The organism is Acidimicrobiales bacterium, from assembly GCA_016794585.1.
Lineage (GTDB): Bacteria > Actinomycetota > Acidimicrobiia > Acidimicrobiales > DATDAH01 > JAEUJM01.
In genome coordinates, this window is sequence record JAEUJM010000040.1 from 110001 (window position 1) to 126137 (window position 16137).

The 16137-nt window shown below is 73.3% G+C and carries 14 protein-coding genes; 7 read left to right on the forward strand and 7 right to left on the reverse strand.

The genetic code is table 11. The annotated features are described in order from the left end of the window. Positions 1 to 35 precede the first annotated feature (35 nt). Complete coding sequence (gene lpdA, locus JNK12_19015) at positions 36 to 1454, reverse strand: dihydrolipoyl dehydrogenase (GenBank protein MBL8778038.1); 1419 nt, start codon at positions 1452 to 1454, stop codon at positions 36 to 38. A gap of 201 nt (positions 1455 to 1655) precedes the next feature. On the opposite strand from lpdA, the gene JNK12_19020 reads away from it, so the two are divergent. The 7 genes from JNK12_19020 (at position 1656) to JNK12_19050 (ending at position 9945) form a co-directional block, all read left to right on the forward strand. Beyond that, positions 1656 to 2423: a decaprenylphospho-beta-D-erythro-pentofuranosid-2-ulose 2-reductase gene (locus JNK12_19020; GenBank protein MBL8778039.1), complete on the forward strand. Its 768-nt coding sequence runs from the start codon at positions 1656 to 1658 to the stop codon at positions 2421 to 2423. A gap of 77 nt (positions 2424 to 2500) precedes the next feature. Further along, positions 2501 to 3769 carry a nucleotide sugar dehydrogenase gene (locus tag JNK12_19025; protein MBL8778040.1) on the forward strand — a complete coding sequence of 423 codons (1269 nt, stop codon included), beginning with the start codon at positions 2501 to 2503 and terminating at the stop codon, positions 3767 to 3769. Positions 3770 to 3827: 58 nt separating this feature from the next. Continuing rightward, complete coding sequence (locus JNK12_19030; GenBank protein ID MBL8778041.1) at positions 3828 to 4757, forward strand: decaprenyl-phosphate phosphoribosyltransferase; 930 nt, start codon at positions 3828 to 3830, stop codon at positions 4755 to 4757. A gap of 13 nt (positions 4758 to 4770) precedes the next feature. Next, entirely contained in the window at positions 4771 to 6132 is a 1362-nt protein-coding gene (locus JNK12_19035) for an FAD-binding oxidoreductase (protein ID MBL8778042.1), read from the forward strand. Next, positions 6129 to 8144: a heparinase II/III family protein gene (locus tag JNK12_19040; protein ID MBL8778043.1), complete on the forward strand. Its 2016-nt coding sequence runs from the start codon at positions 6129 to 6131 to the stop codon at positions 8142 to 8144. Before JNK12_19035 ends, JNK12_19040 begins: the two co-directional genes overlap by 4 nt. Next, entirely contained in the window at positions 8141 to 9358 is a 1218-nt protein-coding gene (locus tag JNK12_19045) for a glycosyltransferase family 4 protein (protein ID MBL8778044.1), read from the forward strand. Before JNK12_19040 ends, JNK12_19045 begins: the two co-directional genes overlap by 4 nt. Next, a complete protein-coding gene (locus JNK12_19050) occupies positions 9355 to 9945 on the forward strand; it encodes a sugar transferase (GenBank protein MBL8778045.1) in 591 nt (196 codons plus the stop codon). Before JNK12_19045 ends, JNK12_19050 begins: the two co-directional genes overlap by 4 nt. Before the next feature lie 12 nt (positions 9946 to 9957). On the opposite strand, the gene JNK12_19055 is transcribed toward JNK12_19050, so the two are convergent. The 6 genes from JNK12_19055 to JNK12_19080 all read right to left on the reverse strand — a co-directional run bounded on the left by JNK12_19055 (position 9958) and on the right by JNK12_19080 (position 16106). Beyond that, entirely contained in the window at positions 9958 to 11133 is a 1176-nt protein-coding gene (locus tag JNK12_19055) for a family 1 glycosylhydrolase (protein ID MBL8778046.1), read from the reverse strand. Between the two features lie 64 nt (positions 11134 to 11197). Further along, entirely contained in the window at positions 11198 to 12301 is a 1104-nt protein-coding gene (locus JNK12_19060; protein MBL8778047.1) for a glycosyltransferase, read from the reverse strand. Further along, positions 12298 to 13284, reverse strand: coding sequence for an NAD-dependent epimerase/dehydratase family protein (locus JNK12_19065; GenBank protein ID MBL8778048.1), 987 nt, complete (start codon positions 13282 to 13284; stop codon positions 12298 to 12300). Before JNK12_19065 ends, JNK12_19060 begins: the two co-directional genes overlap by 4 nt. Further along, entirely contained in the window at positions 13281 to 14237 is a 957-nt protein-coding gene (locus JNK12_19070; protein ID MBL8778049.1) for an NAD-dependent epimerase/dehydratase family protein, read from the reverse strand. Before JNK12_19070 ends, JNK12_19065 begins: the two co-directional genes overlap by 4 nt. Positions 14238 to 14260: 23 nt before the next feature. Beyond that, entirely contained in the window at positions 14261 to 14914 is a 654-nt protein-coding gene (locus tag JNK12_19075) for an acetyltransferase (protein ID MBL8778050.1), read from the reverse strand. A gap of 4 nt (positions 14915 to 14918) precedes the next feature. Further along, positions 14919 to 16106, reverse strand: a complete 1188-nt coding sequence (locus JNK12_19080) for an amidohydrolase (protein ID MBL8778051.1) — start codon at positions 16104 to 16106, stop codon at positions 14919 to 14921. Positions 16107 to 16137: the final 31 nt, after the last annotated feature.

The window sequence follows — 16137 nt, forward strand, 5'->3', positions numbered from 1 at the left end:
ACCTCTCGACCTTCGCAGCGCTGACCATCGGACCGTCAGCCATGCAGGGACCTACCCGTCAGCGACATGATCGTCTCGCCGAACAGCTCGCTCATGGTCGGGTGCGGCTGGATGAAGCGGGCGACCTCGGCCGCGGTGGCCTCCCAGTTGACCGCCAGGTACCCCTGCCCCAACTGCTCGGTGACCCAGGGACCGACCATGTGCACCCCGAGGATGCGCCCGCCCGTGCCGTCGTCCTGCTTCTCGGCGATCACCTTCACCAGGCCGTCGGTCTCGCCGACGATCATGGCCCTGCCGTTGCCGGAGAAGCGGTGCTTGGAGGTGACGACGTCGAAGCCCGCCTCCTTGGCGGCGGCCTCGGAGTAGCCCGCGAACGCCACCTCCGGGCTGCAGTAGATGCACCAGGGCACGCTCTTGTAGTCCACGCCGACGGGATCCTCGCCGAGGATGCCGTCGATGGCCACGATGCCCTCGGCGAAGCCGACGTGGGCCAGCGCCGGCGTGGCCACGACGTCGCCGATGGCCCACACGCCGGGCTCGCCCGTGCGGCAGGCCTCGTCGACGACCACGAAACCTCGCTCGTCGACCTCGACGGCGGTGCCGTCGAGCCCGAGGTTGTCCGAGAGGGGCCGGCGGCCGACCGAGACGACCACGAGGTCGACCTCGATGCTCTCGCCCTCGCCGAACGAGACGGTGGTGCCCGACTCGCCCGGTTGGTGGCCGGTGACCGCCACCCCGGTCTTCACGTCGATTCCCCGCTTCTTGAACGAGCGCAGGACGACCTTGGTGACGTCCTCGTCGCAGCCGGGGAGGATCTTGGGCAGCGCCTCGAGCACGGTGACCTGCGTGCCCAGGTCGGCCATCATCGAGGCGAACTCGCACCCGATGGCACCGCCGCCGATGACCGCGGCCCGCCCCGGCAACGTGTCCATGGCCAGGAGCTCGTCGGAGGTGACGACCACGGTGCCGTCGACGTCGAAGCCGGGCATGGTCCGCACAGCGGACCCGGAGGCGAGGATCACGGCGTCGCCGTGCAGGGTGACGTCGCCGGACTCGCCGCCGCTCACCCGCACCTCGTGGTCGGCGTGGAGGGTGCCGACCCCGTGGAAGGTGGTGACCTTGCGCCCCTTCAGCAACCCCTCGAGGCCCTTGTGCAGCTGGTCGATCACCTTCTGCTTGCGCACCTGGGTGACCGAGAAGTCGAGCGTGGGCTCGGAGGTGGTGATGCCGAACTCCGCGGCCTCGCTCACCGAGCGGAACACCGAGGCCGTCTCGAGCAGCTCCTTGGCCGGGATGCAGCCCCGGTGCAGGCAGGTGCCACCGACCTTCGACATCTCGATCATGGCCACGTTCAGGCCCAGACCGGCGCCGTAGAGGGCGGCGGCGTACCCGCCCGGGCCCCCACCGATGATGACGACGTCGAACTGGGTGGGCTGCTCGGACTGCTCGGCCATGGAGCCGACTCTACTGACGGTCGGCCCCGACCGCATCGGCCCGATGGGGGGTGGTGCGGCCCCCCGGTAGGCTCTGCGCCGGTGAAGACCAAGACGCTGATCATCGCTGCGCTGCTCTGCGGCGTGGCCATCCTGGTGGCCTTCACCGTCCAGGTCATGTTGGCGCTCTAGCGCCGCCCCCTGCCCCTTAGGAGCAATCCCATGCGTGACGCCGTCGGCGGCGTGCAGTCCGTCCTCGTGCTCGGTGGCACCTCCGAGATCGCCCTGGCCACCGTGCGCCGCATAGTCGATCAGGGGTGCCGCACCGTCCTGCTCGCCGCCCGCGACCCCGAGGCCTGCCTCGCCGCCGCGGCCGACCTGCGCGCCGCCGGTGCCACCACGGTCGAGACCCTGGCCTTCGACGCCCTGGACACCGCGTCGCACGGCGCGGTGATCGACGGGGCCTTCGCCCGCGACGGCGACATCGACGTCGTGCTCCTGGCCTTCGGCGTGCTCGGCGACCAGGCGGCGTTCGACGCCGACCCCGAGGCCGCGGTCGAGGCCGTACAGGTGAACTACGTCGGCGGCGTGTCCGCCGGCCTGCACGTGGCCCGCAACCTGAAGGCGCAGGGCCACGGCACCCTCGTGGTGCTGTCGTCGGTGGCCGGCGAGCGGGTCCGGAAGACCAACTTCGTGTACGGCTCCTCCAAGGCCGGGCTCGACGGGTTCGCCCTCGGCCTCGGTGATGCCCTGGTGGGCACCGGGGCGAGCGTCATGGTCGTGCGCCCCGGGTTCGTGCACACCCGCATGACGACCGGCATGGACCCGGCCCCGCTGTCCACCACACCCGAGGTGGTGGCCGAGGCCATCACCGACGGCCTCGCCAAGGGCCACGCCGTCGTGTGGGCCCCCGCGCCGCTGCGGGTGGTCATGTCCGGCCTGCGCCACCTCCCCCGCCCGCTGTGGCGCAAGGCCTCCGAGCGGGGCTGACCCGGCAGGAGGGCCCGCCCCCCCATCCACCGCCCCGCCCGCCGCCCCGCCCGAGGCCACGGTCCTAGACTCCGACCGTGAGCGAGACCTCCACGCGCGTGGTGATCGTCGGCCAGGGCTACGTCGGCCTGCCCGTGGCCATGCGCGCCTGCGACGTCGGCCACGATGTCGTCGGATTCGACATCGACGAGCGGCGCGTGAAGCGCCTCGGTGCCGGCGAGTCCATGGTGGAGGACGTCACCGACGAGCACCTGGCGGCCGCCCTCGAGAGCGGCCGCTACCACCCCACCCACGACCCGGCCGACCTCGCCGGGTTCGACGTCGCCGTCATCTCGGTGCCCACGCCCCTCAGCGAGGGCAACCCCGACCTCTCCTACATCGAGGACGCCGCCCGCACGTTGGCGGGCCATCTGACCCGTGGGGCGACGGTCGTGCTCGAGTCCACCACCTACCCCGGCACCACCGAGGAGCTCGTCGGCCCCATCCTCGAGGAGGGCTCGGACCTGAGCGTCGGCACCGACTTCCACCTCGGCTACAGCCCCGAGCGCATCGACCCGGGCAACCGCGAGTGGACCTTCGTCAACACGCCCAAGGTCGTGTCCGGCGTCGACCCCGCCTCGCTGGCGGCCGTGACGGCCTTCTACGACACCCTCGTCGAGCGCACGGTCCCGGTGTCCACGCCCCGCGAGGCCGAGCTCACCAAGCTCCTCGAGAACACCTTCCGCCACGTCAACATCGCCCTCATCAACGAGCTGGCGATGTTCGCGAACGACCTCGGCATCGACGTCTGGGAGGCCGTCGACGCCGCGTCCACCAAGCCCTTCGGCTACCTGCGCTTCACGCCCGGTCCCGGCGTCGGCGGCCACTGCCTGCCCATCGACCCCTCCTACCTCTCGTGGCGCGTGCGCAGCTCGCTCGGCCAGCCGTTCCGTTTCGTCGAGCTGGCCAACGACGTCAACGACCACATGCCCGACTACGTGGTCCGCCGCCTGGTGGTGGCCCTGAACGACCGTGGCCTCGCGATGAAGGGCCGCCGGGTGCTCCTCCTGGGCCTGGCCTACAAGCGCAACACCGGCGACGCCCGCGAGTCGCCGTCGGCGGCCATCGCCCGCCAGCTCCTCGACCTGGGGGCCGAGGTCCGCGCTGCCGACCCCCACGTGCCCGACGGCCTGCTCGACGTCTCCCTCACCCGGGTCGAGGCCACCGCCGACGAGGTCGCCGCCGCCGACGTGGTGGTCCTGCTGGCCGACCACGACGCGTTCGACCTCGACCTCGTGGCCGGCAACGCGCGGTACGTGCTCGACACCCGCCACCGCCTCCAGGGCCCCAACGTCGAGCACCTCTGAGGCGACGAAGGGCCTCCGGTACTACAGCGGCACCGAGGCACGCCCGTACACTCGACCCGTGGCGCAACCGAAGACCGACACGAGCCCGCCCGCGCCCGCCAAGCCGCCGATGTCGCTCGGCCGGGGCCTGCTCAAGACCGCCCGGCCCGTGCAGTGGTCGAAGAACGTCCTGGTGTTCGCGGCCCCGGGAGCCGCTGGTGTCCTCGACAACGCCGAGGCCCTGGGCGACGCCATGGTCGCGTTCGTGGCGTTCTGCCTCGCGGCCAGCGGCACCTACTTCCTGAACGACACCCGAGACCGCGAGGCCGACGCCCAGCACCCCACCAAGTGCCGCCGCCCCATCGCGGCCGGTGTGGTGCCGCCCGCCTTGGGCTACGCGATGGGCTTCGGCCTCATCCTCGCCGGCGTGGCCGTGGGTTTCATCCCCCACTGGCAGCTGGCGGTCACCGTGGCCGCCTATGTGGCCCTCACCACGAGCTACAGCTTCTGGCTCAAGCACATCCCGGTGGTCGACATCGTGGCCATCGCCGCCGGCTTCGTCCTGCGGGCCATCGGCGGCGCCACCGCGACGGGCGTGCCCATCTCCAACTGGTTCTTCATCGTGGCCTCGTTCGGCTCGCTCTTCATCGTGGCCGGCAAGCGCAGCGGCGAGATGGGCGAGCTGGCCGGCGAGGCGGGGACCATCCGGCCGACCCTCGAGGTGTACACGACCTCCTACCTCGCCTACCTGCGCGCGGTGTCGTCCGGGGTCATGCTCGTGGCCTACTGCCTGTGGTCGTTCGAGAAGGCCGACCTCGCCACCGCCGGCGGCTTCCCCTACTACCAGCTGTCGATCGTGCCCTTCGCGGTGGCCATCCTCCGCTACGCCATGCTCCTCGACCTCGGGCAGGGCTCCACCCCGGAGGACATCGCCCTCCACGACCGGCCCTTCCAGATCGCCATCGCCCTCTGGCTGGTGATCTTCGGCTGCGGCATCTACCTGCTGTGAGGGACGGCCGCTGATGGACGCCACCAACGAACTGCTGGCCGGCTGGGGCCGCACGACCCCCTCCTCGGCGGCCGTCGTCCACCCGCTCAACGCCGAGGAGCTGGCCGCTTCGGTCGACGAGGCCCCCGAGCGTGGCGTGATCGCCCGCGGCCTCGGCCGCTGCTACGGCGACGAGGCCCAGAACGCCGGCGGCCGGGTGGTCGACACGACCGCGGTCAGCGGCATCGTCTCCCTCGACCGCGAGACGGGCACCTGCACCGCCCTCGCCGGCACCAGCCTGGACGACCTCATGCGCTGGCTGGTCCCCCAGGGCTGGTTCGTCCCGGTCACACCGGGCACCCGCTTCGTGACGGTGGGCGGTGCCATCGCCAACGACATCCACGGCAAGAACCACCACAAGGGCGGCTCGTGGTGCAACCACGTGTCGGCCATGACGATGCGCCTCGCCACCGGCGAGACGGTGCGGGTCACCCCCGACGGGAACCCCGACCTGTTCTGGGCGACGGCCGGAGGCCTGGGGCTCACCGGGGTGATCGTCGACGCCACCTTCGACCTCACCCCCATCGAGACCAGCCGGCTCCTCGTCGACACCGACCGCACGCCCGACCTCGACACCACGCTCGCCCTGATGGACGAGAGCGACGACGAGTACCCCTATTCGGTGGCCTGGATCGACCTGATGAAGACCGGCCCCGGCATGGGACGGTCGATCCTGGGGCGCGGCTCCTTCGCGCCGCTCGACGCGCTGCCCGCCAAGGACCGCACCCCCGAGCGGGCCCGGGCGTTCGCGCCGAAGACCCGCGCCACCTTCCCTCCGCTGGCGCCGAACGGACTCATCAACCCGCTCACGGTGAAGGCCTTCAACGAGGCCTGGTACCAGAAGGCCCGCCTCAACGGCCACGGCGAGCTCCAGTCGATCACCACGTTCTTCCACCCGCTCGACATGGTCGACCTCTGGAACCGGGTCTACGGCCCCATCGGCTTCCTCCAGTGGCAGTTCGTGCTCCCCTTCGGCGAGGAGGCCGCGCTGCGCCGCATCGTCGAGGCGCTGTGCGCCGAGGGCTGTACCTCGTTCCTGGCCGTGCTCAAGCGCTTCGGCGCCGCCAACCCGGGGCACCTGTCGTTCCCGATCCCCGGCTGGACCCTCGCCCTCGACATCCCGGCGGGACCGACCTCGCTCGCCCGGCTCATCGACCGACTCGACGAGGAGGTCGTGGCCTCCGGGGGCCGCGTCTACCTCGCCAAGGACAGCCGCGTGCGGCCCGAGCTGCTCGACGCCATGTACCCGCGCCTCGGCGAGTGGCGTGCGGTGCGCGACGAGGTCGACCCCGACGCCGTCCTCCAGTCCGACCTGGCTCGCCGGCTCGGGCTGTGAGCCGCCTCCGGGCCGCGGCCCGGGACGTGCGCGCCCTCGGCATCGGGGCGCCGCTGCGGGCCGCGTACGACGGCTCGAAGGCCCTCGGCGGCCACACCCTCGCCTTCGACGCCGCCGTCCGGCGGGCGCCGTCGGGCGTGCGGAGCGCCTCGGTCTACCGTTTCGCAGCGCCGCCCGCCGCCGCGCTCGCCCGGGCCCGGGCCGAGGCCGACGACATCGCGGACGGGACGGTGGTGCTCTTCGGCCGGCACATCGACGTGGGCGATGCACCGGACTGGCACGCTTCGTACGATCCCGCCGCTCCTGAGGTGCGGTGGCCCGAGGGCCCGTGGTGGCAGATCGACGTCCGCCTCGCCGGTCGCCTGGCCGACATCAAGTGGGTCTGGGAGCTCGGCCGCCACCGCCACCTCGTCGTCCTGGCCCGCGCCCTCGACGGGCCCGACCCCGACCCCCGATGGGCCGAGGCGCTCCAGCGCCACCTGCGCAGCTGGATCCACCAGAACCCGCTCGAGCAGGGCGTGCACTGGGCGTCGAACCTCGAGGTCGCCCTGCGGGCGATGGCCTGGCTCGAGGTGCTCGAGCGGGCCGGTCGTCACCTCGACCCGGACCTCCGCCAGGCGCTGGACGACCACCTGTTCCACAGCGGCACCCACCTGCTCCTCGAGCTGCCGTACACGGTCAGCACGATGCGCAACAACCACCTCATCGGCGACGCCGTGGGCCTGATCACCCTCGCCCGGGCCTTCCCCGACCAACCCGCCTCGCGTCGGTGGTCCCAGGCCGGTGAGGGGCTCCTGCGCTCGCAGCTCGACCGGGAGGTGCGCCCCGACGGCTCGATGGTGGAGGACTCGGTGTCGTACCACCGGTTCGTCATCGAGCTGCTCTGCCGGAGGGTGCTCGTCGGCGACCCGACCCCGTCGGTCACCGCCGCGCTCCACCGGAGTGCCCGCTTCCTCCAGCGCCTCGGCGTCCACGACGGGCCGGTCCCGCACCACGGCGACTGGGACGAGGGCCGCGCCGTGGCCACCTCGGGCGACCCGCTCCTGCTCGGCGGCTCGGCCCTGCTCGGCCTGGCCCTGTGCGGCAGCGGTGCGCCCGAGGCATGGCGCGCCGAGCACGACGAGCTCGCCTGGTACGCCGGGATCGGCGAACCGGCTCCCGGCGACGTGGCCGAGGTCGACGGCCACAGCATCGGCGGCGGCGTCGGCCGCATCGAGCGCGGGGCCCTCACGGTCTGGTGCAAGGGCGGCGGCGGCCCGTGGCACGGCCACGCCGACCACACCACCGTGGCCGTGCAGTGGGAGGACGAGTGGCTCGTGGGCGACCCCGGCACCGGCAACTACAACGGCCGCGACGAGAGCCGCTCCTTCCTGCGCTCTTCGGTGGCGCACGCCGTGCTCGTGCTCGACGGACAGGACCAGCTGGTCCCGCACCGCGCCTTCCGGTGGGTGCACCGTGCGACCGGCCGGGTCGGTGCGCCCGTCGCGCTGCCCGGCGCCCGCATCCTCTGGTGCGCGCACGACGCCTACCGCCGCCTCTCGCCCGGCCGTCGCGTCGCCCGGGTCGTGGTCGTCGACGACGAGGGCCTCGGCGTCCTCGTCGCCGACTGGGTCGAGGGCCCGCCCGGGCCCGAGTGGCAGCTCGCCCTGCCCGGCGCCCCGGGCGCGACCTGGGACGACGGCACGCTCACCACCGCCGGGGGCACCACGGCCCGCCTGGACCTGCTCACCGAGGGGGTCACCACGGAGCTCGAGACGGGTCCCTGGAGCTCCACCTACGGCTCGGTGGAGCCCGCTCCCCGCCTCGTTGCCCGGGGACCGCTCGGGGGCCCGGTGGCGTGGTCGTTGTGCAAGTCCGAGGGCGGCGTCCTCGCCGGCGCCCGGGTGCACGGCGACCTGCTCGAGGTGGCCGGCGCGACCATCACCGTCTCCTGGCTCGACGGCGCCGTGGCCCTCGACGTCCGCCACCCCGACGGGTCGGCCGGCCCTCCGCCAGAGGTGGCGCTGCGGTGACCGCTGCCGAGGGGGACGGCCGTGTCCTGGTGCTCAACCACTTCGCGTCGCCGGAGGGCCAGCCCGGGGGGACCCGCCACATCGAGCTGTACGGCGGCCTCGACGGCTGGTCCTGCGAGATCGTCGCCGCCGACCGCAACTACCTCACCCGCCTGCCTCAACGCTCCTACCGTCCCAACCCCACCACCGCCTACCGCACCGTGTGGACCCTCCCCTACGCCGGCAACGGCGCCGCCCGTGTCCTCAACTGGGCGTCCTACGCGGTGTCCGCCACCCTGGTCGGCCTGCTCACCCGCCGCCCGACGGTGGTGGTCGGCTCCACCCCCCACCTCCTGGCACCGGTGGCCGCCTGGCTCGTCGCCCGGGCCCGTCGGGTCCCCTTCGTCCTGGAGGTGCGCGACCTGTGGCCCGAGGTCCTCGTCGAGATGGGCCAGCTGTCGGCGGGGTCCCGGCTGTACCGGGCGCTCCAGGCGCTGGCGGCGTGGGTGGTCGCCCGGGCCGACCAGGTCATCGTGCTCGCCCCCGGGGTGCGCACGGCACTGATCGAGCGCGGCGCCGATCCCGCCCGGGTGCACCTGGTCTCCAACGGGGCCGATCTGGTCCCGAGCCTCGCCGACCGCACGCCGGCGCGGGCGGCGCACGGGGTGGGTCCCGACGAGGTGCTGGTGGTGTACGCCGGTGCCCACGGCCCCGCGAACGGCCTCGACCTCGCCCTCGATGCCGCGGCCGACCTGGCCGACGACCATCCCGAGGTGCGCTTCGTGTTCGTGGGGGACGGCCCTTCGAAGCCCGCGCTCGTCGAGCGGGCCGATCGTGAGCAGCTGACCAACGTCCGCTTCGCCGACGCCCGGCCCAAGTCGGCCATGCCCGAGGTCCTCGGGGCCGCCGACATCGGGCTGCACGTGCTCGCCGACGTCGGCCTGTTCACCTTCGGGGTCAGCCCCAACAAGGTCTTCGACTACCTCGCCGCCGGCCTCCCGGTGCTCACCAACGTCCCGGGCGACGTCGGCGGGCTGGTCACCGGCGCCGGCGCGGGCGTCGCGGTCGCCCCCGACGGCATCGCCGACGGGGTGCGCGCGCTGCTGGCCACCACCGCGGCCGAGCGGGTCGCCATGGGCGAACGGGGCCGCGCCCTGATCGAGCGCGAGTACGCCGTGGCGCCACGGGCGGCGGCCCTCGACGCCGTCCTCCGCCGCGCGCAGGGGTCACGATGATCCTCAAGCGCACCCTCGACGTCGTGGTCAGCGCCGTCGGTCTCGCCGTCGCCGCGGTGCCGATGGCGGTGATCGCCGTCGCGGTGCGGATCTCGCTGGGCGCACCCGTGCTGTTCCGCCAGGAGCGCCCCGGGCGTCACGAGGTGCCCTTCACCCTCTGCAAGTTCCGCACGATGCGCGACCCCCGACCAGGCGAGGACGCGCTGGCCAGCGACGCCGACCGCCTCACCGGTCTGGGGCGCTGGCTGCGGCGCACGAGCCTCGACGAGCTGCCGACGCTCTGGAACGTCCTGCGGGGCGACCTCTCGCTCGTCGGCCCTCGGCCGCTCCTGATGGCCTACCTCCCCCGCTACTCCCCCGAGCAGCGCCGCCGTCACGAGGTGAAGCCGGGGGTCACCGGTCTTGCCCAGGTGGAGGGCCGCAACGACCTCACGTGGGAGGAGCAGTTCGCCCTCGACGTCTGGTACGTCGACCACCGCTCGCTGGCCCTGGACCTTCGGATCCTCGGTCGCACCCTCGGGGCCGTGTTCAGCGGCGCCGGCGTGAGCCAGGAGGGCCGCGCCACCCGCGACGAGTTCCTCGGCTGATGCGGGCCCCGGCTACGCCCCGGGGACCGCGTTGGCGGCGATGACGCCGGCCAGCCAGCGGGCGGACGGCTTGGGGGTGCGCACGAAGGTGGCTCGGTCGACCTCGACGATGCCGAACTTCGGCCCGTAACCGAAGGCCCACTCGAAGTTGTCGAGCAGCGACCAATACGTGTAGCCGCGAACGTCGATGCCGTCGGCGAGGCAGGCGTGGACCCCGCGGAGGGCCCGCTGCACGTACTCGATGCGGGCCTCGTCGTCCTCGGAGCCGAGGCCGTTCTCGGTGACGAGGATCGGCACGGTACCGCCGGTGCGGTCCCAGGCGCGCCGGATGGTGGCCTCCAACGCCTCGGGCCAGTACTCGTAGCCCATGGACTCGACCACGGGGACCCCCTCGAGGGGCCCGACCCACCCGTCGGGGCCCATCACCATGCGGCTGTAGGTCTGCACGCCGACGAAGTCGTCCCCGGCGGTGGCGTCGAGGTAGACGTCCTCGTCGGCCCGGGCCGCGGCGGCCGCCGCCTCCCCACCGTCGCCGGCCTGGTAGTCCATCATCGCCACGGTGATGCCGACCGGCATCCCGGGCGCCGCGGCGCGGACCGCGTCGACCCCGAGGCGGTGCGCCGCCACCATGGACTCCGTCGCCGCGGCGGCGTCAGGACGCCCGGGCGGGAAGATCCCCAGCTGGTAGCCCATGGCCACGACCATGTTGGGCTCGTTCAGGGTGCACACCCGGCGTACGACGTCACCGAGGTGGTCGACGGCCCGGTGGGCGAAGTCCGCGAAACGAGCGGCGGTGTCGGGGTTGGTCCAGCCGCCCTCGGCCACCCACCAGAGCGGCGTGGTGAAGTGGTGCAGGGTCACCGTGGGCTCGATGCCGGCCGCGAGCAGCGCCTCGCACTGACGCCGGTAGTTGTCGAGCGCGGCACGCGACCATTCGCCGGGCGCGGGTTCGATGCGACTCCACTCGAGCGAGAAGCGGTACCCCGTGAAGCCGAGCTCGGCGAGCACCGCCACGTCCTCGGGCCAGCGGTTCCAGGAGTCACAGGCGTCTCCGCTCGACTCGACGCACCCCGACCCCGGTGTGTGCTCGAAGGCCCACCAGTCGTTGTTGACGTTGCCGCCCTCGATCTGGTGGGCGGCCGTCGCCGTCGACCACTCGAAGCCCTCGGGGAACTCGAGCGCTGCCATGTCGCCACCCTTCGTCGTCGAACCGGAACGCGGCCTGTCTACCAGGGCCGCCCAGGGGGCCGGTTCAGCGGTCGGCGAGCGCCGCCTCCCACACGCCGATGAGCTGGCGGGCGTGGTCGTCCCAGCTGATGGGCCAGGTCCACGGGGTCCGGTCACCGCCGGCGACGACCCCCGTGAGGGCCACGGCCAGTTGGTCGACGTCTCCCACCGGGACGTAGGCAAAGGGGTGGTCGGTGCCGGTCTCCCGGTGGGGCGGGATGTCGGAAAGGACGAGCGGGCAGCCCAACGCCCCCGCCTCGGCGGGCGTGTGGGGGTGCGCCTCGAGGGCGGAGGTGGCGACCATGGCCAGGGCGTGCGCCACCAGCCAGCGGAGCACCTCGGGGCGGTCGACCGCGCCGGTGTACAGCAGGCGGGATCGCAGCGCCGGCGTCACCAGCGAGCGCTGCTGCTCACGCCGCTCCTCGGGCAGCCCGCCCACGAACACGAGGGCGGGCGCGTCGGCCCCCTGACCGGAGAAGGCGCGGTTCCAGGCGACGACCAGGTCGTCGAGGCGCTTGTGGGGGGCGTCGTTGGCCAGCGAGAGGAGGTAATCGAGCCCCTCGACGGCCAGCGACCCGGGCCGCTCCTCGCCCTCCACCCACTCGGGCCGCCCGCTCTGGACGACGACGCCCCGGTCGCCGAGGTCGGGGACATCGGCCCGGACCTGGGCCATCATCGACTCGGACACCGCGATCACCCGGGTGGACACCTCGACCGAGCGACGGGCGCCGAAGACCCGGAGGCGCCGGTACCAGGCCTTGTTGTGGGGCAGGTCGCGTCCCACCCCGAAGAGGTTCGGGTTCTGGATGGTCACCGCGGTGACCGGCCGGCGTCCCGGCAGGATCGGGGCGAGGTTTCCCGGGCAGTGCAGGACGGCGTCGTCCGGCACGTGCCGGGGCAGTCCGAACTGCTCGTGGACGAGGCGGCCACGGGTGCTGCGCACCCCGGACGCCTCGACGGGCAGGTCCAGCGCCTCGCGCAGGGCGGCGTCGTTCCACGGTGCCGAGACCACCCGGACGTCGAGGTCGGGGGCCACCCGCTCGACGCCCCGCAGCTGGCGCGACACGTAGGAGAGCCCGCCGCCGAGGCGGATGGCGGTGGCGTCGACCACCACCCGCAGGTCGCTCACGCCCCGGGGCCCTGGTCCCGCCGCGCCCGCATCCAGGCCACGGTGGCGGCGAGGCCGGCGTCGAGATCGACGGGCTCGACCGTGGGGAACAGCGCCTGCAGGCGGCTGGCGTCGGCCGAGGAGTGGGCCACGTCGCCCGGCCGGGGCGCGGCGTGGACCCGCTCGACCGGGTGCCCGAGCAGCGCCTCGAGGCGGGCCAGCACCCCCAGCAGGTCGGTGCGGGTCCCGAAGGCCAGATTCACGGGCTGGTCGTCCACCACCCGCCGGCCGACGGCATCGGCGAGCACGGCGGTGACCGAGTCCACGTAGGTGAAGTCCCGTGTCTGGGTGCCGTCGCCGTGCACCGTCACGGACCGGCCCGCCAGCGCGTCGTCCACGAACGCGGGCACGACGGCGGCGTAGGCGTGCCCCGCCGGCTGGAGGGGGCCGAACACGTTGAAGAACCGGAACACCAGGACGTCGAGCCCGTAGCTGTGGTGGTAGGCCAGCGCGTACGCCTCGGCCGCCAGCTTGGAGGCGGCGTACGGGCTGCGGGGCTGCGGCACCAGGCCCTCGGACTTGGGCAGGACGGGGTTGGCGCCGTAGACGGAGGAGGACGAGGCGACGAGCACGTGGGGCCCGTTCCCCCCGGTGGCGCCCTGGGCCCGGCGGGCGGCCTCGAGCACCGCGAGGGTGCCGTCGGCGTTGGCCCGGTGGGTGGCGACGGGGTCGTCGATGGAGCGCGGGACCGACGGTCGGGCCGCCAGGTGGACGACGGCATCCGCTCCGGCCATGGCCGCGTCGAGGACACCGGCATCGAGCACCGTGCCTTCGTGGAAGGAGATCCGCCCCTCGACCTCGGTGAGGTTGCCGCGGTCGCCGGTGGAGAGATCGTCGACGACCGCGACGCGGTGGCCCCCGGCGAGGAGACGGCGCACGAGGTTGGCTCCGATGAACCCGGCGCCGCCCGTCACCAGGACGGTCGCCGGCGACGCCGCCGTCACGGGGTGGCGGCCGCGTTGCGGGCGCGGTGCCAGGCGACCTGGGCGGCGACGCCTTCGGCGAGGGGGACGGCGGGCGACCAGTCGAGCAGGGCGCGTGCCCGCTCGGTGGCACCGCCCGTCCGGGCGACGTCGCCGGCGGCCGGCGGGCGGCGGTCCAGCACCACGGGCCGCCCGATGGAGTCGCCCACCAGGGCGATGAGGTCGGCCAGGCGGGTCTCGGACCCGCCGGCGACGTTGATCACCGACCCGGGCGCGACCTCAGCGGTGGCCGCGGCGATGGTGGCCTGCACCACGTCGCCCACGAAGGTGAACTCGCGCAGCTGCTCACCGTCGCCGTAGAGCGGGAACGCGGTGCCCGCCAACCCGTGCTCGACGAGACGGTGCAGGGCCATGTCCGGCCGCTGGCGGGGCCCGTAGACCGTGAAGTAGCGCAGCGACACCGTGGCCACCCCGTGGTTGGCGCCGTAGAGCCCGCAGAGGTGCTCGCCGGCCAGCTTGGTGACGCCGTAGGGGCTGTGAGGGGCCGGGAGGTCACCTTCGGAGGTCGGGTAGCGCGCCGCCTGCCCGTACACCGAGGAGCTCGAGGCGTAGACGAGGCGGGCCACCTCCGTGCCGCGGCACGCTTCGAGCAGACGTTGCGTGGCCAGGACGTTGAGGGTCACGTAGTCCTCGAAGCCCTCGGCCCACGATGGCCGCACACCCGCCTGGGCGGCGAGGTGGAACACCGTGTCGACGCCGTCGAGCAGCGGGGCGAGCTCGGCGGTGCGCAGGTCCGCCTCCACGAGCTCGAAGTCGGGGTGAGCCACCGCGCCGGCGAGGTTCCGTCGCTTGTCCGCCTCCGCGTAGAAGGGGACGAAGCAGTCGACGCCCCGTACCCGGTGGCCGGCGGCGAGGAGCTCGTCGACCAGCGTCGAGCCGATGAACCCGGCCGCGCCGGTGACCAGGGCCTGCATGCCCGCCATTCTGGCAGAGCCCTCTAAGAGCGCCCGAGCGGCGCGGCGGGAACGCCGGCCGCGACCACGCCCGGGGCGAGGTCGCCGACCACCACGGCGCCGGCCCCGACCACGCTGCCGGCGCCGATCACCGAGCCGGGGCGGGCCACCACGCCGATGCCGAGGTCGGCGTCGTCGCCGACGCGCACGTTGCCGGCGAGATGGCTTCCAGGACCGATGGTCGCGAAGTCGCCCACCACGACGTCGTGGCTGAGGGTGGCGGCGACGTTCACGATGGTGTGGCGTCCCACGGTCACGTTGGTGGTGAGGACCGCCGCCGGTGCGAGGTAGGCGCCCGGCCCGAGGGTGACCGCCGAGCCCACCTGGGCGGTGGGGTGCACGAGCGTGGCGGGGCGGCGACCGGCCGCCGTCGCGATCTCGTCGACCGTGCGACGCACCGCCGGGTCACCGATGGCGACCACGTAGTCGGCGTCGAGCTCGCGGAGGAGCGCGACCGGTCCCACGACGCCGACCCCCCGCGCCGCGAGGAGCGCCGCCGAGCGGTCGTCGTCGGCGAGGAAGCCCCGGAACTCCCACACGGGAGCGGGCGCGGCGGCGTTGATCGCCTCCACGGTGTCGAGCGCCTCACGGCCCTGGCCGCCGGCGCCGACGATGACGAGGGCCCGCGGCGGGGCCACGCCCTCAGAGGTCGTAGAGGGCCTTGCAGTTGGCGCCGGCGATCAGCTGCTGCTGGTCCTCGGGGAGCGGGGCGATGGTGTCGGCCAGCTCCTTGGTGATGCCGGGGATCTTCGAGTCGGGGTGCGGGTAGTCGGTGGCCCAGACGATGCGGTCGGCGCCGACGTACTTCGAGGCCGCCGTGAACGGGATGGTCGACTCGTCGGCGTCGAAGGAGATCCAGCACTGGCGGCGGAAGTACTCGGACGGGTCCTTGTCGAGCCACGGGACGTCGAAGCCGTACATGTGGAAGTGATGGTCCATGCGCTCGAGCCACGGCACCACCCAGCCGCCGTTGGTCTCGAGGAAGACGACCTTCAGGTCGGGGAAGCGCTGGCAGACGCCCCCGGCGAGGAAGAACGTCATGGCCGCCATCATGTCGACGGGGTTGCCGATCATCTGGCTGAAGAAGATGTTGTCGACGTTGATGTCGGCATCCTCCTGGACCGGGATCTCGGAGGTCTTCATGCGGTGCAGGCGCAGGCCCTGGACGGCGCCCGGCAGGTCCGCCGACATGAGCGGGTGCAGGCCGACGGGCAGGTTGTGCTCGGAGGCGGCCCGCCAGATCGGGTCGTAGACCGGGTCCATGAACGGCTTCCAGTCGACCGCGGGGTTCGGGCGCACCTGCACGCCGACGATCTCGGGGCGCTTGCCCACCCGCTCGATCTCGGCGGCGGCGGCCTCGGGATCGCGGTGGGGCACGACGGCCACGCCGTGGAGGCGGCCGTTGCTGCCCTGCACGTGGTCGGTCAGCCAGTCGTTGTAGGCCTGGCACTGGGCGACCACGACGTCGAGCGGGTGCTGGCTCTGGAACGACAACAGGAAGGTCGGGTACAGCACCGACAGGTCGATGTCGTCGGAGGTCATGTCGGCCATGCGCATCTCGGCGTCCCACCCACCCGAGCGCATGTCGGAGTAGCGCAGCTCGCCCCGGTGTGCGGCCTCACGCTCGTCGGCGGGGAGCCCGCCGGCGGCGGCGAAGGCGAAGACGTCGGCCTCGATGCGCCGGTCGCCGACCACGACCCAGTCCTTGCCCTCGTCGTCGGTCTCGACGTGGAAGACCTTGTCCTCGTAGCCCTTGGGGGCGAACTTCGGCAGATCGTGTGGCGGCTCGATGATGTGGCCGTCAGCGTCCATGAACTCCAGGTCAGCCATTGGTGTCGGTTCCTTTGGGGAGGGGGTCCGC